Raw genomic sequence first — 19,452 nt, 5'->3', positions numbered from 1 at the left:
TATCGCCTCCATCCGACGCTTGTCTTTGAGACGTTAGACCAACATGACGGGGCTTGCGAAAGCAAGGAGCATGCCGGGCTTCGGCAACGTTTTCCGTTGGATTCAGTGCGTCTCCAGCCGCAAGCCGTCATAGGCAGGCACCACGCCCGCGGGTAGCGATTGCCGGATGACCTCGTAGTCGACATCTGCCGTCATGTTGGTGATGACGGCGCGCTTCGGCTTGAAGCGCTCGATCCAGGACAGCGCGTCGTTGATGCTGAAATGGCTGACATGCTGGGTGTAGCGCAGGCCATCGACGATCCAGAGATCGAGGTTTTCCAGGGCGCCAAAACTCTCGGGCGGGATGTCGTTGAGGTCGGGCGTGTAGGCGGCATTGCCGATGCGATAGCCAAGCGCGGGAATGTTGCCGTGCTGGACCCGGAAGGCGGTCATCGTCACGTCTCCGCCCTTGCCGCGGATGATCTGGCTCCCGCCTGCCTCGATCGAATGCCGCGTCAGGATCGGCGGATAGTCGCTGCCCTCCGGCGAGATGAAGCAATAGGAGAACCGCGCCATGATATCTTTCGCGGTCGACTGGTTGAAATAGACCGGAATGCGCTTGCGCATATGGATCACGACCGAGCGCAGATCGTCCATGCCATGGGTCTGGTCGGCATGCTCGTGCGTCAGGAATACCGCGTCGATGTGGTCGACATCGCTCGAGATCAACTGCTCGCGCAGGTCCGGTGAGGTGTCGATCACGATGCGCGTGGTGCCGTGGTCGGAAGTCTGTTCGACCAGCAACGAGCAGCGCCGGCGGCGGTTCTTGGGATTGTTGGGATCGCAGGCGCCCCAGCCGAGGGCCGGGCGCGGGACGCCAGCGGAAGAGCCGCACCCCAGGATCGTCAGCGTCAGCGTCATGCGGCTCAGAACCTCAAGCTTTCACCTTCGAGAACAGGCGGAAAAAGTTTTCGCTGGTCTGGCGCGAGATCTCTTCGAGCGACACGCCCCGCGTCTCGGCGAGCACTTTCGCGACCTCGACCACATACGCCGGCTCGTTGCGCTTGCCCCGGAACTTGCCCGGCGCAAGATAGGGTGAATCTGTTTCAACCAGAATACGGTCGGACGGCAGTTCGGCCGCCAGCGCGCGCAAGGCATCCGACTTCTTGAAGGTCAGGATGCCGGTGAAGCCGATGTAGAGCCCAAGCGATACCGCCTTCAGCGCCAGCTCGCGGCCGCCGGTGTAACAATGCAGCACGGCGCGAAACGATCCGCGTGCCGCCTCTTCTTCCAGGATGCGCGCACAATCCTCGTCCGCCTCGCGGGTGTGGATCACCAGCGGCAGCCCGGTGGCGCGGGCCGCGGCGATATGGGCACGAAAGCCCCTCGCCTGCGCCTCCGGCGAGCCGTCATCGTAGAAATAATCGAGCCCGGCTTCGCCGAGCGCAACCACCTTCGGATGCTGCGTCAGCGCGATCAGTTGGTCCGGCGAAATGCCGTCTTCCTCATCCGCATTGTGCGGGTGGGTACCGACCGAGCAATAGACGTCGTCGTACCGCCCCACGATGGCGAGAAGCTGATCGAGCTTTCGCACCCGCGTCGAGATCGTGACCATACGGCCGATCCCGGCCGCGCGGGCACGCGACACGATTCCGTCGAGATCCTCCGCAAAGTCGGGAAAATCCAGATGGCAGTGACTGTCGACCAGCATCGCTCGTACGCCTCAGGCCGCCGGCTCGATGTAGCGCGGGAACGCCGGCGTCGGCGCCGGCAGCGTCGAACCAGCAGCGATCCGCTTGTCGCCGCCCAGCATCGCGAAATTGCGCTCGTCCACGGGGATACCGAGGCTGTCGAGCAGCAGGCTCGATGCGGTCGGCATCGCCGGCTGTGCCAAGATCGCGATCTGGCGCACGACTTCGGCGGTGACGTAGAGCACCGTCTTCTGTCGCGCCGGATCGGTCTTGGCGAGCGCCCACGGCGCCTCGCCCGCAAAATAGCGGTTGGCCTCCGCAACCACAGCCCACACGGCGTTAAGCCAGTGATGGATCTGCTGCATCGCCATCGCCTCACGCGACGCGGCGATCATGCCGTCGGCCATCGCCAGGATCGCCTTGTCGTTGTCGCTCAACTCGCCCGGCTCCGGCAGCACGCCGCCGAACTGTTTGGCGATCATCGACAGCGAGCGCTGCGCGAGATTGCCGAGATCGTTGGCGAGATCGGCATTGATGCGCGCGACGATGGCCTCGTGATTGTAGTTGCCGTCCTGGCCGTAAGAGACCTCGCGCAGGAAGAAATAGCGCATCTGGTCGACGCCATACTGGTCGGCGAGGTTGAAGGGATCGACGACATTGCCGACCGACTTCGACATCTTCTCGCCCCTGTTGAACAGGAAGCCATGGGCATAGACCCGCTTCGGCAGCGAGATGCCCGCCGACATCAAGAATGCCGGCCAGTACACCGCGTGGAAGCGGATAATGTCCTTGCCGATGATATGCACGTCCGCCGGCCAGTAGCGCCAGTTCGTGTCGCTCTCGTCGGGGAAGCCGACACCGGTGATGTAGTTGGTCAACGCGTCGACCCACACATACATCACATGATCTTCGGCACCGGGCACTTTCACGCCCCAGTCGAACGTCGTGCGCGAAATCGAGAGATCGCGCAGGCCGCTTCTGACGAAGCTCACGACCTCGTTGCGGCGCGCATCCGGTCCAATGAATTCCGGATGCTCCTCATAGAGCTTGAGCAACTTGTTCTGGTAGGCCGACAGACGAAAGAAATAGCTCTTCTCCTCGACCCATTCGACCGGCGTGCCTTGCGGGCCCAGGCGCACGTCGTCGTCGTTCAGTCGTGTCTCGTCCTCGGCGTAATAGGCTTCGTCGCGCACCGAGTACCAGCCGGAATAGCTGTCGAGATAAATGTCGCCGTTCGCTTCCATGCGCCGCCAGATCTCTTGGCTGGAGCGGTGGTGCTGTTCTTCAGTCGTGCGGATGAAGCGGTCGAACGACACGTTCAGGCGCTGGTCCATCTGCCTGAAGCGGTCGGCGTTACGGGTTGCGAGCGCAGACGGGGTCAGTCCCTCGTTCTGCGCGGTCTGAACCATCTTCTGGCCGTGCTCGTCGGTGCCGGTCAGGAAGAACACGTCCTTGCCGTCGAGCCGCGCGAAACGTGCCAGCACATCGGCCGAGATCGCCTCATAGGCATGACCGATGTGCGGGTTGCCGTTCGGATAGGCGATTGCGGTCGAGATGTAGAAGACGTTGTCACGCGCAACTGTCGTCACGGGCGCTGTTGCCTTCGGGGCAACGATCTTCGCCGCACGCGGCACCTTCGGCTTTACAGGTTTCAGCGGAGCGACGACGGGAGCTGGCGCCGCGGGCGGCGCAACTGCCTTGGCGTTTTTGGCCACCTTCTTCGCGGGAGCCTTGTTCGTCGCGGAAGCCTTGTTCGTCGTGGAAGCCTTGGCGGGCTTCTTGGCGGCCTTCGTCTTCGGCGCCTTCCTGGCGACGACCTGCCTTTTTGCAGCTTTTTTGGCGGCTTTCTTTGTCGTCTTCGTCAAGCGCTTCTTGGCGGCAGCTTTCTTGGTCTTTTTCTTGGCTTCCCTCGCCGCACGCGCCTTCACAGCCTTTCTCGTGGCCTTGTTCGCAGCCTTCTTGCCGCTCTTGCTCTTGACGGTTTTCTTAGCTCGCGCTGCCACCACGAATTCCTTTACCGGCTTCTCAAAATTGGAAACGCACCTGCGCCTAGCGCGTTGCGTCCGCCAGCCAACCGAACACCGAGAACACCAAGGGCTTTCGCTCCAGATTATAGGTTTCGGTGTCGCGCGCAGCGCGGACGATCTTTTCCCATACCTCAGCTAGGCGCGCAAGGCGAGGCAGGTTCTGGTTGGCATTGGCCTCGTCGGAATGGAGGCGTTCCGCGATCCAGCGATCGATGCCGTCGATGAAGGCCGCAAGCGCGACGCGGTCACTGGTGCCGAGGGATTCGCCGAGCGTGTGCAATTCGCGCGGATCCACTTGCGGCAGACGTGCCAGCAGCGCCGCCGTGCGCTGCTGCAGCTTTAGCGCATCGCCGCCGAGCAGCGTGAGTGCCCGTGCAACGCTGCCTTCGGAGGCCTCCGCCGCCTCGCGCAACGCAAGATCGGTCGGAGCGAGGTCGGCGGCCGTGGCGGTTGCGGCAATCACGTCGTCGGTCGTGAGCGAGCGCAAACGCAGCTTGCGGCAACGCGACTGGATCGTGGCGAGCACGCGTGCGGGCGCGTGGCTGACCAGCAGGAACAGCGATTGCTGCGGCGGCTCCTCGAGGATCTTCAGCAACGCGTTCGCCGCGTTCGGATTGAGCTCATCGACCGTGTCGACGATGCAGACGCGCCAACCTTCGGCCGCCGCGGTCGAGCCGAAGAACGCGATGGTCTCGCGCGTCTCGTCGACTGTGATGACCGTCCGCAACACACCACGCTCGTTGGCGCTGCGCTCCAGCGTCAGCAAGCCGCCATGCGAGCTTGCCGCCACCTGCCGCGCCACGGCGTCATCAGGATCGATCGCGAGGTCCTCGGCGCCTTGAACGGCGGGCGCCAGCGGCTGGCCGTGAGCAAGCACGAAGCGCGCCATGCGATAGGCCAGCGTCGCCTTGCCTATGCCCTGCGGCCCGCCGATCAGCCAGGCGTGCGGAATGCGCCCGCTGCGGTAGGCGGTGAGCAGCGCGGTCTCCGCCTCGCGATGGCCGAACAGACGGCTTGTCTCACGCGGGTGCGGAATGGCGGATTCACGCTCGACCTGACGCGGGCTCATGCTGAGACCACCGATGCGGGCGTCGGCAGGAGACGGTCGCGCAGCGCGGTCCAGACGCGTTCGGCCACCGTATCAGGATCGGAATTGGCGTCGATCAGCACGCAGCGTGCGGGTTCATCCGCGGCGATCTTGCGATAGGCTTCGCGCAGGCCGTGGTGGAAGGCGAGCTTCTCGCCTTCGAACCTGTCAGGCGTGCCGCTGCCGCGCCGCGCCGCCGCGCGTGCCAAGCCGATCTCGATCGGCAGGTCGAGGATGATGGTGAGGTCCGGCTTGAGATCGCCGATCGTGACCCGCTGCATGGCGTTGATCAAACCGGCGGGCACGCTGCCGAGGCTGCCCTGATAGGCCCGCGTTGAGTCGGCGAAGCGGTCGCAAAGGACCCACACGCCCTGCTTGAGCGCAGGCTCGATCACGGTGCGGACATGGTCGTCGCGTGCGGCCGCAAACAGCAGCGTCTCGGCCTCGGGACCGAGCAGCTTGCCCATGCCCGACAGGACCAGATGGCGCATGATCTCGGCGCCCGGCGAGCCGCCGGGCTCGCGCGTGACGAGGGTACGGAGCTTCGCCGCACCAAGACGGTCGGCGAGCTTCTTGATCTGGGTCGACTTACCCGTCCCCTCGCCGCCTTCAAAGGTGATGAAACGTCCGCGTCCGGACGGCCGCTGTCCCGTGCGCTCGCTCATGGTCAGAGCTTCTCGGCGCCTGCGCGGAACATGCCGATCACGAGCTCGCTGGCGCCGTCGATCGCGCGCCGCACGGTCGAACCGGTGCCGATCGCTTCGGCCGCATAGACCGGCGTCTCGACGGCGATATTGCCGCTGCGCCACACCTTGACCATGCCGACCTGCTGGCCGGCCTGCACCGGTGCGCGCACTGGGCCGTTATAGACCACGCGCGCGATCAGCTTGTCGCCGCCGCTCTTGTGCACCATCACCTTTATCGGCTCTTTCGCAACGAGCTTCACCGAACGGCTCTCGCCGCCAAACACCTTGGCATAGCCCACCGGCTGGTCGGCCGCGATCAGCGTACGGGTCTCGAAATTGCGAAAGCCCCATTCCAGCATCTTCTTGGCTTCGGTGGCGCGGTCCTCGCTATCCTCAAGCCCGTTGACGACGACGATCAGTCGCGTGCCGTTCTGCACGGCCGAGCCGACCATGCCGTAGCCGCCTTCCTTGGTGTAGCCGGTCTTCAGGCCGTCAGCGCCTTCCATCGAATTGAGCAGCGGGTTTCGGTTGGGCTGGCGGATCTTGTTCCAGGTGAACTCCTTCTCGCCGAACAATTTGTAGAATTCGGGGAAGTCCAGGATGATGTGCCGGGCGAGCATGCCGAGCTCGCGCACCGTCATCTTGTTGCCGGCGTCGGGCAAGCCGTTGGAGTTGGCGAAGGTCGATTTGGTCAGGCCGAGCTCGCGGGCGCGCTTGGTCATGAAGTCGGATGCAAAGATCCGCTCATTGCCGGCGATGCCTTCGGCGAGCGCGATGCAGGCGTCGTTGCCACTCTGGATGATCGCGCCATGCAGGAGGTCGTCGACCGAAACCTTGCTGTTGATGGCCGCAAACATGGTCGAGCTGCCGGAGGGCGCGCCGCCTTTGCGCCAGGCGTTCTCGCTAATCCGGTATTCGTCGGTCAGCTTGACGTCGCCCTTCTTGATCGCGTTGAACACGACTTCCGCGGTCATGAGCTTCATCATGCTGGAGGGTGCGCGGAGCTCGTCGGCGTTCTTCTCGAACAGCACGCTGCCGCTGGAGGCCTCGATCAGGATCGCGGTGGGGGCATCGCCGTCGAAGCCGGCATCCTCGGTCTTCTTGGCGCCCTGGACGCTCTGGTTGGCGGCGTAGATGACCCCGCCCCAGCTGAGGCTCAAAGCGAGCGATGCCGCGACCAGCCCGCGCGCCAGTGCCCCGGCCGTAAATCCGGTATGACCGGGCGAGATAAGACGAAATGCCATGGCGGAGCCCTGAGAGCGGCCTTCTAACAGTTGGAACGGGTGCGAACAACACGACGATCGGTGCTTGCCTCCGAGATTGCACGATTCTCCTTGCGTCCCTATCGTGGCATCTCATGTTTCTCGACCAAATCTCTGAAACAAGGCGGAAAAGCGATGTCTACCACCCGCGTGATCAAGGCCAACGGGATCGACCTCTTCATCCGCGAGGCCGGCCAGGGACCGCTGGTGGTGCTGTGCCATGGCTGGCCGGAATTATCCTATTCCTGGCGGCACCAGATCCCGGCGCTCGCGGCTGCCGGCTTTCACGTCGTGGCCCCGGACATGCGCGGCTACGGCCAGAGCGCGGCCCCGCCTGACGTGACCGCCTACTCGATCTTCGATCTCGTCGGCGACGTCGTCGGCCTGGTTCAGGCGCTCGGCGCGACCAAGGCGGTGGTGGTCGGCCACGACTGGGGCGCGCCGGTCGCCTGGCATGCGGCGCTGTTCCGCCCCGATATCTTTACGGCCGTTGCAGGCCTGAGCGTGCCGCCGCCATTCCGCGGACGCGGCAAGCCGCTCGAGCTGCTGCGCCAAGGCGGCATCACCAATTTCTACTGGCAGTACTTCCAGGCGCCCGGCGTCGCGGAGGCCGAGTTCGAGCGTGACGTCGCCCGCACCATGCGCACCGTGCTCGGCGGACGTGGACTTGCCGATCCGAACGCTGCGACGTTCGTGCAGGAGGGCAAGGGCTTTCTCGGCCATGCCAGCGCCGAGGTGCAGCTGCCGGCGTGGCTGAGCGAGGCTGATCTCGCCTATTTCACCGAAGCCTTCCGCAAGTCGGGTTTCCGCGGCGGACTGAACTGGTATCGCAATCTCGATCGCAATTGGGAGCTGACCGCGCCCTGGCAGGACGCGCAGATCCGGCAGCCCTCCCTCTTCATCGCCGGTGCGCAGGATGCCGTCATCACCGGCCTGATCGGCGCCAAGCGGGTCAACGAGCTGGAGCGGGTGCTGCCCAATCTGACGCGCAAGCTGATCATCGAGGGCGCCGGCCATTGGGTGCAGCAGGAGCGGCCGAACGAGGTCAACGCCGCGCTGGTCGAGTTCCTGCGCGAAGCGGCCTCGCCCTAATGCGCGGCAGTCAGTAGAGGCCGCGGCCGGTCAGGATGCTGCGGGCTTCGGATGCCCCGTCATCGGACGCCGCAGGACCTCTCTCGGCAGCATAGCGGCCGTCCTCATCATAGGACACTTGCCGGGCATTCTGGAGCGCCCGGCCCCGGCTGCGGCTCGAGGCCGACATTTCCGAGGTCGCGTTGATCGAGGCGACGTCGGCTGAGGTGTTGCCGAGCGAATACGGCCGCCCCTCCGGCATCGGGACATCCCCCGGATGGCGCCACGGCTCGACGACAGCTCCGGCACGAACGGCCGCGCCGAGGCGATCCGGACCATCGAGGGCGACGGCGCCGGAACGCCGGTGCGCAAGGTCGCCATCAGCTGGCGGTCGTCGGAGCCTTCGAGCGGCGCCCGGCCGACATATTCGACGCGAACCCTGGCGACGCCATTGCCTTTGAATTCAAGCAGTTCAGCGGCCTTGTTCGAGACATCGATAAGGCGGTTGCCGTGATAGGGGCCGCGGTCATTGACGCGGACGATCAGCGACTTGCCGTTCAATAGGTTGGTGACCCGCGCATAGCACGGCATCGGCAGGGTCGGATGCGCCGCCGTCAGCGAACCCATGTCGAACACTTCGCCATTGGCGGTCTGGCGGCCATGGAAATCGTCACCGTACCAGGACGCCAGGCCCTCGGCGCGGTAGTTGACGTCCTCCTCCGGCACGTAGGTCCGGCCCGCCACGACATAGGGCTTGCCAACGCGATAGGTGCCGCCGCCCTTGGGAACGGGATCGCCCCAGGCGACGACTCGCGGGCTCGAGGATACGCCGTATTTGGGATCGACCCGGCTGGCGAACTTGTTGGACGAGGCGCAATTGGCGAGCGCCAGGCAGGTGGCGACCGCCGCAACGCTACGCGCGGCCCGCACTACCGAATCTGACCGTCGAATCCCCATTCGCCCCAAATACCATTTCGCCGGAGACGGCCCCAACCCGCTTGCTTACGGGGAGTGCCTTCCGGACCTCAAGCTCCGAGCCGGCCCACCACCGTCTCAGAGGCGGTAACGATAACGCAACCCGAACACGGCGGAAATGGGGAGCCCACAGCGTTCGCGCTGGGATGGTAAACAGGACGTTTGGCATTCTCCGTTGATCTACGGAGCGTGAGGGCTTTGGCGCCGCCTGCTTTGTGCCAGTCCCGCACAAGCTGTTGCGCCAAAAGCTCACTCCACCCCCATTGTCTCCGGCTTCACCGGAATTCTTTTGACTGTGCAAGGCCGCCCGCGTTTTCTCGGCTGCAGGGGCGGATTGGAATTTAACGATGATCGAGACGGTTTCGGCACTGATGGGTCTGTTAAGCGCGGGGATCTTTCTGGCCCATGCGTTTGAAGGCTACCGCACGAGGGCCTGACGGCGCTCGCGCGGGCGACATTGCATCACCTCTTCATGACGGCATGTTCGGACAATCTTAATCAATCCGATCGAGCATCGAAGACGAGAGCAACAGGTGTCCCCATGCGCAAACATGACCTCGTATCCGACGGCTTTCTGGCACTGACCGCAGGCGGTCTGGTCCTGCTCTGCTCGAGCCTCGTGGCCCTGGCCTTCGGCTAACCCTCACTTCCGGATTTTCTCAGAGCACTCCGCTGCCGCGGCAGAGTAAGCGCCAGCGGCAAGCTTCGCTCCAATTGCTGACGCGGCCCGCCCGAGCCTCCTGCCAATGCCGCTGCAAGCACCGTCCGCCTCTCCCGACCCGATCGGCTACGGATCGCACGCGGCGTCTTCCACCTGCCAATCCGGCGGCGTACATGAGGACGAGGTCATCCAGATCGGTCGGGTTGAATGTCGGCAGAACCTGAAACCATCCGACCCCGCCTACCCTCGCCGCGGCTCGCCCTGTTGCCGATGGTCATCTTCGGTTCGCGCTGGCTGCAGCTGCCGCTCTATCTCGGGCTGATCTTGGCGCAGTGCGCCAGCGTGCTCAAGATCAAGCTCGCGATGGCGATCATCGGCATCTCCTCGATCGCGCTGTTGCGCACCTCCATCGAGGCCGGCAATCTCGGCTCGAGCCGCGCCAGCTTCACCGAGAGCGGCGTGATGTGGCAGGTGCTGATCCATATCACCTTCGTCGCCTCGGCGGTCGGGATCGTTTTCGTCGACAAGGTCAGCGACGCCACCGCGCGCAGGCAGCCCGAGTGAATTGAATCCACCGCCGGCTGCTCGCTGCGGCCGCGAGCTGCGAGCGATGGCGTGCAACGACAACCGCGCGCCCCGGCACTGAAGCGGAGGCGCGAGGCGAAACTGGTTGGAGAAATCTGACCGATCGGATCTGGCGGCCGTCAGACTTTGGCCGCGGCCGCCTCTCGGGCCAGCCGCTCCGCCCTCAGCCGTTCCCGATTTTCGTAAAACGCCTTCTGCGCCGCCTCGTGGTCGCGCATGGCCTTCTCGGCCTCGACGCGGCGCGCCGCATCGCGCGCCTGGCGCTGCTCGGGCGTCAAGGGTTTGCGTCGGAAGGAAAGATCTTCTGTCATGGCGTGATAACGCGGCGGTAAGGAAAAGGTTCCGCGAGAGGCGCCCGAACCCATCGGGCGCTCCGGCTCCGTGTCCCCCGCTAAAACGTCGAAAACAACCCCATGCACAGTAGCCCGCGCCGTGGCGAGTCAAAGTCTTGCGCGCCCACCATGCGCGTCCCCGCATGCGCCGGTTGACGCGTCGGGCAAAACAGTGGCAAAATGCTATTATTCCGAAAATTGCAAACTTACGGTTTGCGAGCGATGCCATGTCGCTTTCGACTGACATGCCCGGAAACTCGCATTCCGGTAGTTGTACGGAATCCATTTTCGGAACGGGGTGTTCTACTGTGAGAACACCGGCGAGATTTGAGTACCGACCAATTTTGATTTGCCCGGGAATGCCGCAGTGGGGCTGGAACCACGCTGCGGCTTTTCCCATGGGGCAAGTGTCAGTTCCATCTCAGTCGAGCAGCCAGTACGCCGCCCGGTACCCCCGCGCTGCGCACTCGTAGCTCTTCACTTCCGCGCAAGACGGGATCGCTTCCGCTCTTCATCCCACTTCAAGAAGTCCGCTGCGGTGCGGCCCGCCTCCGGCTTGAAGACATCGTCGAGAACGGTGAATGCAGTGATCCGGTCGAGCCTGAAGACCCTGAAACCAACCCGAAGCTCGCACCACCCTGCCAGCAGCCAGACCGGACCGTAGAAGGCCATGATCAGCGGACGCACCACGCGCTCGCTCGACTGCCCTTCGAGGTCTTCGTAGGTGAACTTGACCTTCTGCTGCCTTCAGATCGCGTGACGCAGAGCGGCTTGATCGAAGCCGATGGCTTTGCCTGTGTGATCAGCCGGTGCCCACGGCCCCGCAAGCTCTAGATGATGTCGCAGTGCCTCGGGCAGTACGTCGCCTACCTTGTGGATCACCTTGGCAGCCGCCGCCGCGAGTTCAGGGTCGGCCCACGACTGAACGATGCGGGCACCGAGAAGCAACGCCTCCATCTCGTCTTCGTCGAACATCAGAGGCGGCAAGTCGAAGCCGGGCCGCAGGATGTAGCCAACCCCGGCTTCACCGTCGATGGGCACACCTCGCGCAATCATGTCCCTGACGTCCCGGTAAACGGTGCGCTCGGACACTTCCAGGATTACAGCAAGGTCGCTCGCGTGTCGCCTTCTTCTTGCGGCGCAGTATCTGGATGATCTCGAAGAGGCGGTCGGCGCGGCGCATAGAGCTGCCATCCTGATGGCGTGAGGCGCGGCCTAACACGGACTACGCGGCAGGTGTCTGCGATAGTCCTGGCCCCTCGGTCATTCCTGACACCATGCTGTCAGGAGGGGTGTAGTATGCCGCTGCCAGGACGACAAACGCAGCAAGTAAAGACGACGGCATGACCGACAAGATCACATTCAAGTCGGCACTGCAGAGCACAAGGCGTGATGTGATGATGACGCTTGGCATGACACTGCTCACGTCTTCGACATGCCGATCTGCGCTTGCAGCGACATCCACCGAATTTAACACGACGTGGAGTTCGACTGTGTCCGAAGACAACCAAATGCGTGATCTGTTCGACCGCTGGGAGGAAGTATGGCACGGCGGCAAGTTCGACCTGGTGCCTAGCTGTATCGAGGACAACTACATCAGGCACAACGAGAAGGGCACGAGAGTTGTGACGCGCGAGGACTATGCCGCCGAAGTCGCGACAATCCGCAAGGAGAAGCCCGACTTCCGCACGGTGGTCTACGATCACTGGTTCGTGGGGAACCGGGCATGGTTCCGCTTCTCGTTCAAGTGGACGGACCCCGAGACAGGCAAGTCCCAGTCGCAATCGGGCATTCAGACCTACCGGGCAGTGAACGGCAGGCTCGCCGAGACGTGGCAGGCCATGCACCCCATCGGGAGCGACTGGCCGGACACCACGGCACAGGAGAGATGGACCTCGCCATCGCCGATCAAGTAGCGGCGGCACGGTGGCCTGATCACTTCACTTGTGATCAAGCCAGCAACGCACGTCCTGCAGCGGTGGCAGTCTGACGCTCTGCAAGAGGTGATCGTCGGACTTGATTGCACATCAATCTGCATCTACGCGCTACTCGCGCGCGGGCACCGGCTTTGGCGTGATGGTCGCCCCCGGAAGCGGCGTGCGAGTCAACTCGGAAGACGCTAACGGAGTGAAGTCTGGGCTCTGGTTGTTGCCGATCCGTATGCCGGAATAGGCGACGAGCCCGTCAGCGGTAGCAACCGCGTCGCCCGAGCGCAACGAACCGTCCATCGCGAGATCGACTGACGCAAGACCGGCGGGACTGTGGCCGTTGCAGGTGCAATCGGCTCGCAGCGCCTTCCGATAAGCGAAGGCGTTTTCGCTATCGGCGTATCGTTCGCCGGTTGCGGCATAGGCTCTGTCGATGCTGGAGCCGAAGAAAACCTTGGTCGGACTTGCCGGACAAAAGGCTTGGCACATCTGCGCCGACGATGCCGTGCCGCGCATCAGCGGAAAATATTTGCCGTCGCAACTGCGCACGCAGAAGGCAGGTCCCGCGGTTACGACGACCGGCCGCGGCGGTGGTGATTGCGGATTGTTGTTGAAAGACGAGGTCTCCTGCTGTTGCTTTTGGCCGCCACCGAAAAAGAAATCAAGCAAGCCTTCGGCCGCACTCATTTCGGGCGTCAGCGCCACGGGGCCAACGATGGCGACAGCAACAAGCATGCGACGCAGCTTGCGCTGAAAGGACAATTCCGTACGCATCGCTTGCTCCACCGGACGCAACGAACTCTCTTCAGCACCTCGGGCGCTTGCGGCAATCGTGGATACGAAACGCGCTCCAAGCTGGGCGGAGAAGGGGAAAGAAATGGGCGAGTGGCCACGGCAAGCGCCACATTTCGGCCGTTATGGGACGCCGTCGCAGCCGCGATCCCCCCGAGTCCGCGCCGCGTTGAAACCGACCGACGTCCGGTTCAGGTCAAAATGCGAAGAACTCAACCTGAGCAAATCTAGTCCGCCGGGCCTGAATAAGCGGACCTCAACGAGCGGAATTACGGTGATGCTGCATCATGAGCACGTTCGCCACGCATGCCGATGGCAGCGCTGGCAGCATAGACGAGCGACATATCGCCACGGTCTCAGCTCCGGCTGAAGCCGCGCCCTCCCCGATGCGATCAGCTTCCCTTAGGATTGGTCCCTGACTGCGACTCGCCAAGGCCGGGATTGATAGCCAGCGACGCGCCGGCGGCGCCGCCGGCTTCATAGGCTGTCATCGACACCATCCGGCCGCTACTGCGCTGGGTCCGGAGCTTGAGGTCGAGCTTGTCGAATTCTGCATCGACCACCGAGGTCTTGAGAACGAGCAGCCCGCGGCCAGTGCCTTCGTTGACCTGATCGCGACTGGCCTTGATCGCCATCAGCCTGTCCGCGATCGACGCCACCATCCCGAGCGCGAAGGAGGCATTGGCCAGATGCCGCTGCTGGTGCCGGAACTGGGCGTAGTCGACCGAGGTCTTGAAGCGGCCAAGCTCGGCGCGCACGGCGCCGTCGATCAACTCGGCCAGATAGTGCGCGACCTCGACATCCGCGCCGAGACCGAAGAACACATAGCTGCTCTCGCCGGCCGCATTCTTCTCGCGCCAGACCCGACAATCGCAGAAATGAGCGATCGCGCCGATGCAGTCATCCAGGGGGATTCGCTTCTTGCGATGGGTCTCGTAGACTCTCCGTTCGCACGGCGAGGCGCGCAGCTCGACGTCGGAGAGCGACAAATCGTGGCGATCCAGCAGCTCGGCGACCTTGGCGGCGGCCGACAGCGCCTCGTCCTCGGTGCAGCCGTTGGCGATGGTCTTGGCGCGCAACGCCTGAATGCGGAGCTTCAGCTTGTCGAGCGCCGCCGGATTGAACGTCTGATTCACCGATCACCTGCCCGGGAAAGCCCGACGGGCAGACCCCGGTCGGATCGACTGGCGGAAGGGGTGGGATTCGAACCCACGGTACCCTTGCGGGCACGCCGGTTTTCAAGACCGGTGCCTTAAACCACTCGGCCACCCTTCCAGGCCCGGAATGCAAGTCCGGAACGGCTGTCGCTTAACGTAGTCGGCCGCGCAAGGCAACGCGAAGTTGGACGGCGCGCTGCGCCTGCCCGGCCTTTTCGCAGGAATGGGATCTGTCAGGCGCGTGTCAGTTTGGTGCTCTAGCCTCGGCCGGGACTGGCGACACCTCCCAGGGCGTCGCCGGTCGCGAGGCCCGGCTGGATTCACGTCCATTTCCGGGCCTCGTTCGGCTTCGCCCGCAAAAAAACGCGGCGCCCTTTTGGGGGCACCGCGCGAAGCCTGCTTGTTGCGATGGTTGTTGTTGCGTCGGCTCAGTAGCCGCAATTGCCGCAGCTCGGCGCCACCGGCGCGTAATAGGAATATCCCGGCGACACCATCTCGACGCGCTGGCGCGTGGCGTATTGCGGCGGGATGCGCTCGTACTGGACGCTCGGCGGCGCCACCATCACGGTCTGTGGCACCATCACGGTGCGATACTGCGCCGGCGTACGGTGGGCGACGGTCGCACCGGGCGACACCATCACGGTCTCGTCGACGGCGCGGTATTGCGGCGCGACGTATTGCTGCTGATAGCAGGTCGTGCACGGCTGCGGCGGCGCGTAGCAATTGTAGCAGCCGGCGGAGGCCGCGGTCGTCATGGCAAGTACAGCGGCGACTGTTGAGAAAACGACAGCAAGAGTACGAGACATAATGGTGGTGCCCCAGTTGCCCGAAATGGATCTGCGAAGGTCGCGCCAGTATACGCCGCAAAACCTTGCCGTGCCGAAGTTCGTCGGGGCATCCTTAACGCGAACGCGCAGCCACAGGCGATCGATAAGGAATCGTTGACCATGCCTGGTGGCGCCGCGCGGCGGCACTGGTAGCCCGGATGGAGCGCAGAGACTGGGCAAGAATCTAGCCGTTTGTGCAGAGGAGTGTACGATTCGGTATGACGAATCGTATGTTCAAGACCGGGGTAAGCCGGGATCAGGCGAGCTTTCTTCCGCCGAGAGTGGAAGATTACGTGGCTGGCGACAACCCTGTTCGCGCCATCGATGCTTTTGTCGCAGCGCTGGACCTTAAACGGCTTGGCTTCGGCCATGCTGGGTCAGGCGGCGGGGCAGGACAACCTGCTTACGATCCCGCCGACCTGCTGAAGCTCTATCTTTATGGCTACATCAACAGAATCCGCTCCTCGCGCGCTCTTGAACGCGAGGCCGGGCGCAACCTCGAACTTATCTGGCTGATGAAGCACCTGGCGCCCGGCTATCGTACCATTGCCAATTTCCGCCGGGACAACTGGAAGGCGCTCAAGGCGGCGAACCGGGAGTTCGTGCTGCTGATGCGTGAACTCGACCTTCTGGGTGGTGAGGTGGTGGCGATCGACGGGGCGTTTTTTGATGGCAACGCCAGCAAGGCGAGCATCAAGACGCAACGCCGACTTGCCAAGCGGCTGGCGGAGATCGAACAGGAGATTGAAGCCTATGGTGCCGCGCTGGAGGCCAACGACAGCGTGGAGGCGGAACGTCCGCCGGCGGGGCCAGATGGTGGCGGGGGCGAAGGCGGCGGGGACGTCGCGCAGAAGGTGGCGACCTTGATGGCCAAGCGCACAGCCCTGAAGGCGGATTTGGCGCGGCTGGAAGAGAGTGGTCAGACGCAGTTGTCGCGAACCGATGCGGATGCCCGCTTGCTGGCAAAGAACGGCCAGGTGGTGGCGGGCTACAACGTTCAGATCGCCGTCGACGACAAGCACAAGCTGATCGTGGCGAGCGAGGTCGTCAACGACGGCAACGACACCGGCCAGCTTTACGATATAGCCAAAGCCGCGAAGGAGGAGCTTGGCGTCGAGACGCTCACGGCGCTGGCCGATACCGGTTATTACAACGGCCACACGCTGAAGGACTGCGAGGAGAACGGGATCGTGGCCTACGTTCCGCAAGCCAGGCGGACCGCGCGGCTCGAAGCGCAAGATCGCATCAGCCATGAAGAGTTCGCCTATGACACCGAAGCCAATGTCTATCGCTGTCCCGCCGGCAGGCTCCTGAGCCCGACGGACGGCCGCAAGACCAACGGCAAACGGATCGAGATCCGGTATGTCAGCCGCAAATCCGACTGCGACGCCTGCGCGCTACGCTCACGCTGCCTCTCTGCCAAGACGCCGACGCGCACCGTTTACCGCTGGGAGCATGAGGCGGTGCTCGAGCGGCATCGTGCGCGGATGCAGGACGCCGACGCCCAGATGCGACGCCGGGCAGAACTCGCCGAACATCCCTTCGGTACCCTGAAATGCCGGGCGGGCTATCGCCACTTCCTCGTTCGCGGCTTCGACAAGGTGCGCGGCGAATGGAGCCTGATGGCACTCTGCTACAACTTCTCCCGCGTGCTGAACATCCTCGGCAGCGACAGTTTCATGGCTTATCTGGCCAACCGCCATCCATATTGGGCGTTCTTGCTGCTCAAAGCCGTCTCGGCCATCGTCAACCGCCTACAAGCCAGCATGCCGCTCTCCCAAGGCAAAGTGCGCCTGACCTTCGCCATAGCCACATAATCAGCGCGCAATACAATTCTTGCCCAGTCTCGCAGCGCAATCCGGGACGGTGTCCCGTCTGGTCTGGCACTTGCCCCGGATTGCGCTCTCGGGCGGCGCTTCGCGCCGACCCGTTCGCTCCATCCAGGCTACAAGACGCGCTTACTTCGCGCGCCGCTTCACTTCGCGCACGGCGCCGCGGGCGGCGCTGGTGGTGAGCGCAGCGTAGGCCTGCAGCGCGGTGGAGACGTTGCGCTTGCGTGCTGCGGGCTGCCAGGCGGCATCGTCCTTCGCCTCCTCCGCGGCCCGGCGGCTGGCGAGCTCCTCGTCGGAGACCTCGAGGTTGATGCTGCGGTTCGGAATGTCGATGGCGATGCGGTCGCCGGTGCGCACCAGACCGATGTTGCCGCCTTCGGCCGCTTCCGGCGACAGATGGCCGATGGACAGGCCCGAAGAGCCGCCGGAGAAGCGTCCGTCGGTGACGAGCGCACAGGCCTTACCGAGGCCCATCGATTTCAGATAGCTCGTCGGATACAGCATTTCCTGCATGCCGGGGCCGCCGCGCGGGCCTTCGTAGATGATGACCACGATCTCGCCGGCCGAGACCTTGCCGCCCAGAATGCCTTCGACGGCCGCGTCCTGGCTCTCGAACACCCGCGCGGGGCCGGAGAATTTCAGGATCGAGGCATCGACGCCCGCGGTCTTCACGATGCAGCCGTCCTGCGCGAGGTTGCCGTAGAGCACGGCAAGCCCGCCGTCCTTGCTGAAGGCGTGCTCGAGATTGCGCACGACGCCCTTCTCCCGGTCGGTATCGAGCTCGTCGTAGCGGCGCTCCTGGCTGAAGGCGACCTGGGTGCGGATGCCGCCGGGCGAAGCGCGGAAGAAGGTGCGGACCGCTTCGCTCCTGGAGCGCTTGATGTCCCAGCGCTCCAGCGCCTCGTTCATGGTCGCCGCATGCACGGTCGAGACCGAGGTGTCGATCAGGCCGGCGCGATCGAGCTCGCCCAGAATGCCCATGATGCCGCCGGCGCGATGCACGTCCTCGACGTGCACGTCGGCAACTGATGGCGCGACCTTGCACAGCACGGGCACGCGGCGCGACAGCCGGTCGATGTCCTGCATGGTGAATTCGACCAGGCCTTCATGGGCGGCGGCCAAGAGATGCAGCACGGTGTTGGTCGAGCCGCCCATCGCGATGTCGAGCGTCATCGCATTCTCGAACGCCCTGAAGTTCGCGACGTTGCGCGGGAGCACGGAGGCGTCGTCCTGCTCGTAATAGCGGCGGACGAGATCGACGATGGTGTGGCCGGCTTCGACGAACAGCCGCTTGCGGTCGGCATGGGTCGCGACCACCGTGCCGTTGCCGGGCAGCGCGAGGCCAAGCGCTTCGGTCAGGCAGTTCATCGAATTGGCGGTGAACATGCCCGAGCAGGAGCCGCAGGTCGGGCACGCCGAGCGCTCGATCACCTTGACGTCCTCGTCGCTGACCTTGGAGTCAGCAGCCGCCACCATGGCGTCGATGAGATCGACGGCCTTGGTCTTGCCCTGCAGCTTGACCTTGCCGGCCTCCATCGGCCCGCCCGAGACGAACACGGCGGGGATGTTGAGCCGCAGCGCTGCCATCAGCATGCCGGGCGTGATCTTGTCGCAATTGGAGATGCAGACGAGGCCGTCGGCGCAGTGCGCGTTGGCCATGTACTCGACGCTGTCGGCGATCAGCTCGCGCGACGGCAGGCTGTAGAGCATGCCGTCATGGCCCATGGCGATGCCGTCATCGACCGCGATGGTGTTGAACTCCTTGGCCACGCCGCCGGCATGCTCGATCTCGCGCGCGACGAGCTGGCCGAGGTCCTTGAGATGGACGTGGCCGGGCACGAACTGGGTGAAGGAGTTGACGACCGCGATGATCGGCTTGCCGAAATCCGCATCCTTCATGCCCGTCGCGCGCCAGAGGCCGCGGGCGCCCGCCATGTTGCGGCCGTGGGTGGTGGTGCGGGAGCGATAGGCTGGCATGGCGGTTTCCGTCCTCGGTTTGACCGGCCAGGCGGAAATATCGAAGCCGCCTCAGGCCTTTCCGGCCGGATAGCGCACGGGGTCGACGCGCGCAACGGGAACTTGGCTCCGGCAGGGCTCCCCTGCTCCCGGCGCGGCCTCTCCGCCCGTTCCCCGGGCGCAGCGCAGCGTGAAACGGTGCGCTGCAGAACCGGGGCCAGGAGTGGGTGCGGCGACATGGGTCCCGGCTCTGCGCAGCAGCGCAAGAGCGCTGCAGCGCGTTCGGGACACGAGATCTGAGCCTCTAGTGCAGGGTCGATCGAGCCGATCGCGCAGCCAGTCGCAGCTTGCCGCTTTCGAGCGCGCTCGGGCGCATGCATGCGCTGCGCGAAATCAACCGCGATTAAATCCGTAGTGATCCGGAATAGAGTCCTAACCCTATCTCGCGTACATCGCGGGACATCGATCGGCGGCCTTCCAAGGGCATCACCCTCTGATCGCGCACCACGGGGTTGGGGGACCACTTGGGGCGGGGGATCAAAGGCTGGGGCAAGGTGACGAGGTCCGGACTCCTAGGCACTCCGGACCTCGTGCTTTTCTACAT

Annotated in this window: 17 protein-coding genes, 1 tRNA gene and 1 pseudogene; 4 read left to right on the top strand and 15 right to left on the bottom strand. The window is 64.2% G+C overall.

Annotated features, from left to right (window positions below):
* Positions 1 to 102: 102 nt before the first annotated feature.
* From ACTGJ9_RS25110 to ACTGJ9_RS25085, 6 genes are read right to left on the bottom strand one after another with little or no spacing between them, the layout of a single operon-like run.
* The gene (locus tag ACTGJ9_RS25110) at positions 103 to 900 is read right to left on the bottom strand and encodes an MBL fold metallo-hydrolase (RefSeq protein ID WP_456673284.1); all 798 of its coding nucleotides are present in this window, start codon (positions 898 to 900) and stop codon (positions 103 to 105) included.
* 13 nt (positions 901 to 913) lie between these two features.
* Positions 914 to 1,690: a TatD family hydrolase gene (locus tag ACTGJ9_RS25105; RefSeq protein WP_456673283.1), complete on the bottom strand. Its 777-nt coding sequence runs from the start codon at positions 1,688 to 1,690 to the stop codon at positions 914 to 916.
* A gap of 12 nt (positions 1,691 to 1,702) precedes the next feature.
* Positions 1,703 to 3,673, bottom strand: a complete 1,971-nt coding sequence (gene metG / locus ACTGJ9_RS25100; protein ID WP_456673282.1) for a methionine--tRNA ligase — start codon at positions 3,671 to 3,673, stop codon at positions 1,703 to 1,705.
* Between the two features lie 46 nt (positions 3,674 to 3,719).
* Entirely contained in the window at positions 3,720 to 4,766 is a 1,047-nt protein-coding gene (locus tag ACTGJ9_RS25095; RefSeq protein ID WP_456673281.1) for a DNA polymerase III subunit delta', read from the bottom strand.
* Positions 4,763 to 5,449 (bottom strand): dTMP kinase, encoded by a 687-nt coding sequence (gene tmk / locus ACTGJ9_RS25090; RefSeq protein WP_456673280.1) that lies wholly within the window; start codon positions 5,447 to 5,449, stop codon positions 4,763 to 4,765. The genes ACTGJ9_RS25095 and tmk overlap by 4 nt, the downstream gene beginning before the upstream one ends.
* Positions 5,450 to 5,451: 2 nt before the next feature.
* Positions 5,452 to 6,714: a D-alanyl-D-alanine carboxypeptidase family protein gene (locus ACTGJ9_RS25085; protein ID WP_456673279.1), complete on the bottom strand. Its 1,263-nt coding sequence runs from the start codon at positions 6,712 to 6,714 to the stop codon at positions 5,452 to 5,454.
* A 153-nt stretch (positions 6,715 to 6,867) separates the two neighbouring features.
* Here ACTGJ9_RS25085 and ACTGJ9_RS25080 point away from each other — a divergent pair, with 153 nt between their 5' ends.
* Positions 6,868 to 7,824 (top strand): alpha/beta fold hydrolase, encoded by a 957-nt coding sequence (locus ACTGJ9_RS25080; RefSeq protein ID WP_456673278.1) that lies wholly within the window; start codon positions 6,868 to 6,870, stop codon positions 7,822 to 7,824.
* 10 nt (positions 7,825 to 7,834) lie between these two features.
* On the opposite strand, the pseudogene ACTGJ9_RS25075 reads toward ACTGJ9_RS25080, so the two are convergent.
* A pseudogene (locus ACTGJ9_RS25075) lies at positions 7,835 to 8,760 on the bottom strand (septal ring lytic transglycosylase RlpA family protein).
* Between the two features lie 886 nt (positions 8,761 to 9,646).
* On the opposite strand from ACTGJ9_RS25075, the gene ACTGJ9_RS25070 reads away from it, so the two are divergent.
* A complete protein-coding gene (locus tag ACTGJ9_RS25070; protein WP_456673277.1) occupies positions 9,647 to 10,003 on the top strand; it encodes a hypothetical protein in 357 nt (118 codons plus the stop codon).
* Positions 10,004 to 10,143: 140 nt separating this feature from the next.
* Here ACTGJ9_RS25070 and ACTGJ9_RS25065 read toward each other — a convergent pair whose 3' ends face one another.
* From ACTGJ9_RS25065 to ACTGJ9_RS25055, 3 genes are all read right to left on the bottom strand, one after another.
* Positions 10,144 to 10,335 carry a hypothetical protein gene (locus tag ACTGJ9_RS25065; protein ID WP_456678614.1) on the bottom strand — a complete coding sequence of 64 codons (192 nt, stop codon included), beginning with the start codon at positions 10,333 to 10,335 and terminating at the stop codon, positions 10,144 to 10,146.
* A 498-nt stretch (positions 10,336 to 10,833) separates the two neighbouring features.
* Complete coding sequence (locus ACTGJ9_RS25060; protein ID WP_456673276.1) at positions 10,834 to 11,043, bottom strand: WYL domain-containing protein; 210 nt, start codon at positions 11,041 to 11,043, stop codon at positions 10,834 to 10,836.
* A 60-nt stretch (positions 11,044 to 11,103) separates the two neighbouring features.
* Positions 11,104 to 11,448, bottom strand: coding sequence for a helix-turn-helix transcriptional regulator (locus tag ACTGJ9_RS25055; protein ID WP_456673275.1), 345 nt, complete (start codon positions 11,446 to 11,448; stop codon positions 11,104 to 11,106).
* Positions 11,449 to 11,699: 251 nt separating this feature from the next.
* On the opposite strand from ACTGJ9_RS25055, the gene ACTGJ9_RS25050 reads away from it, so the two are divergent.
* Entirely contained in the window at positions 11,700 to 12,272 is a 573-nt protein-coding gene (locus tag ACTGJ9_RS25050; protein WP_456673274.1) for an ester cyclase, read from the top strand.
* A gap of 129 nt (positions 12,273 to 12,401) precedes the next feature.
* Here the strand turns inward: ACTGJ9_RS25050 and ACTGJ9_RS25045 are convergent, their stop codons facing one another.
* The 4 genes from ACTGJ9_RS25045 to ACTGJ9_RS25030 all read right to left on the bottom strand — a co-directional run bounded on the left by ACTGJ9_RS25045 (position 12,402) and on the right by ACTGJ9_RS25030 (position 14,988).
* Entirely contained in the window at positions 12,402 to 13,058 is a 657-nt protein-coding gene (locus tag ACTGJ9_RS25045; protein ID WP_456673273.1) for a DUF2865 domain-containing protein, read from the bottom strand.
* Positions 13,059 to 13,468: 410 nt separating this feature from the next.
* Positions 13,469 to 14,212, bottom strand: coding sequence for a DUF7168 domain-containing protein (locus ACTGJ9_RS25040; protein ID WP_456673272.1), 744 nt, complete (start codon positions 14,210 to 14,212; stop codon positions 13,469 to 13,471).
* Positions 14,213 to 14,261: 49 nt separating this feature from the next.
* A tRNA-Ser gene (locus ACTGJ9_RS25035) sits at positions 14,262 to 14,351 on the bottom strand.
* Between the two features lie 310 nt (positions 14,352 to 14,661).
* A complete protein-coding gene (locus ACTGJ9_RS25030) occupies positions 14,662 to 14,988 on the bottom strand; it encodes a hypothetical protein (RefSeq protein ID WP_456673271.1) in 327 nt (108 codons plus the stop codon).
* 290 nt (positions 14,989 to 15,278) lie between these two features.
* Here ACTGJ9_RS25030 and ACTGJ9_RS25025 point away from each other — a divergent pair, with 290 nt between their 5' ends.
* Complete coding sequence (locus ACTGJ9_RS25025) at positions 15,279 to 16,877, top strand: IS1182 family transposase (RefSeq protein WP_456673270.1); 1,599 nt, start codon at positions 15,279 to 15,281, stop codon at positions 16,875 to 16,877.
* 141 nt (positions 16,878 to 17,018) lie between these two features.
* Here the strand turns inward: ACTGJ9_RS25025 and ilvD are convergent, their stop codons facing one another.
* Positions 17,019 to 18,869, bottom strand: a complete 1,851-nt coding sequence (gene ilvD / locus ACTGJ9_RS25020) for a dihydroxy-acid dehydratase (RefSeq protein WP_456673269.1) — start codon at positions 18,867 to 18,869, stop codon at positions 17,019 to 17,021.
* Positions 18,870 to 19,452: the final 583 nt, after the last annotated feature.

Source organism: Bradyrhizobium sp. RDM12 (assembly GCF_051917485.1).
GTDB lineage: Bacteria > Pseudomonadota > Alphaproteobacteria > Rhizobiales > Xanthobacteraceae > Bradyrhizobium.
This window is presented reverse-complemented; position numbering and strand designations above follow the sequence as displayed.

Excerpts from the sequence above, each read along its gene's own strand:
- ACTGJ9_RS25110 (WP_456673284.1), bottom strand. The coding sequence starts at position 900 with ATGACGCTGACGCTGACGATCCTGGGGTGCGGCTCTTCCGCTGGCGTC.
- ACTGJ9_RS25105 (WP_456673283.1), bottom strand. The coding sequence starts at position 1,690 with ATGCTGGTCGACAGTCACTGCCATCTGGATTTTCCCGACTTTGCGGAG.
- ACTGJ9_RS25095 (WP_456673281.1), bottom strand. The coding sequence starts at position 4,766 with ATGAGCCCGCGTCAGGTCGAGCGTGAATCCGCCATTCCGCACCCGCGT.
- tmk (WP_456673280.1), bottom strand. The coding sequence starts at position 5,449 with ATGAGCGAGCGCACGGGACAGCGGCCGTCCGGACGCGGACGTTTCATC.
- ACTGJ9_RS25085 (WP_456673279.1), bottom strand. The coding sequence starts at position 6,714 with ATGGCATTTCGTCTTATCTCGCCCGGTCATACCGGATTTACGGCCGGG.
- ACTGJ9_RS25080 (WP_456673278.1), top strand. The coding sequence starts at position 6,868 with ATGTCTACCACCCGCGTGATCAAGGCCAACGGGATCGACCTCTTCATC.
- ACTGJ9_RS25070 (WP_456673277.1), top strand. The coding sequence starts at position 9,647 with ATGTCGGCAGAACCTGAAACCATCCGACCCCGCCTACCCTCGCCGCGG.
- ACTGJ9_RS25065 (WP_456678614.1), bottom strand. The coding sequence starts at position 10,335 with ATGACAGAAGATCTTTCCTTCCGACGCAAACCCTTGACGCCCGAGCAG.
- ACTGJ9_RS25050 (WP_456673274.1), top strand. The coding sequence starts at position 11,700 with ATGACCGACAAGATCACATTCAAGTCGGCACTGCAGAGCACAAGGCGT.
- ACTGJ9_RS25045 (WP_456673273.1), bottom strand. The coding sequence starts at position 13,058 with ATGCGTACGGAATTGTCCTTTCAGCGCAAGCTGCGTCGCATGCTTGTT.
- ACTGJ9_RS25030 (WP_456673271.1), bottom strand. The coding sequence starts at position 14,988 with ATGACGACCGCGGCCTCCGCCGGCTGCTACAATTGCTACGCGCCGCCG.
- ACTGJ9_RS25025 (WP_456673270.1), top strand. The coding sequence starts at position 15,279 with ATGACGAATCGTATGTTCAAGACCGGGGTAAGCCGGGATCAGGCGAGC.
- ilvD (WP_456673269.1), bottom strand. The coding sequence starts at position 18,869 with ATGCCAGCCTATCGCTCCCGCACCACCACCCACGGCCGCAACATGGCG.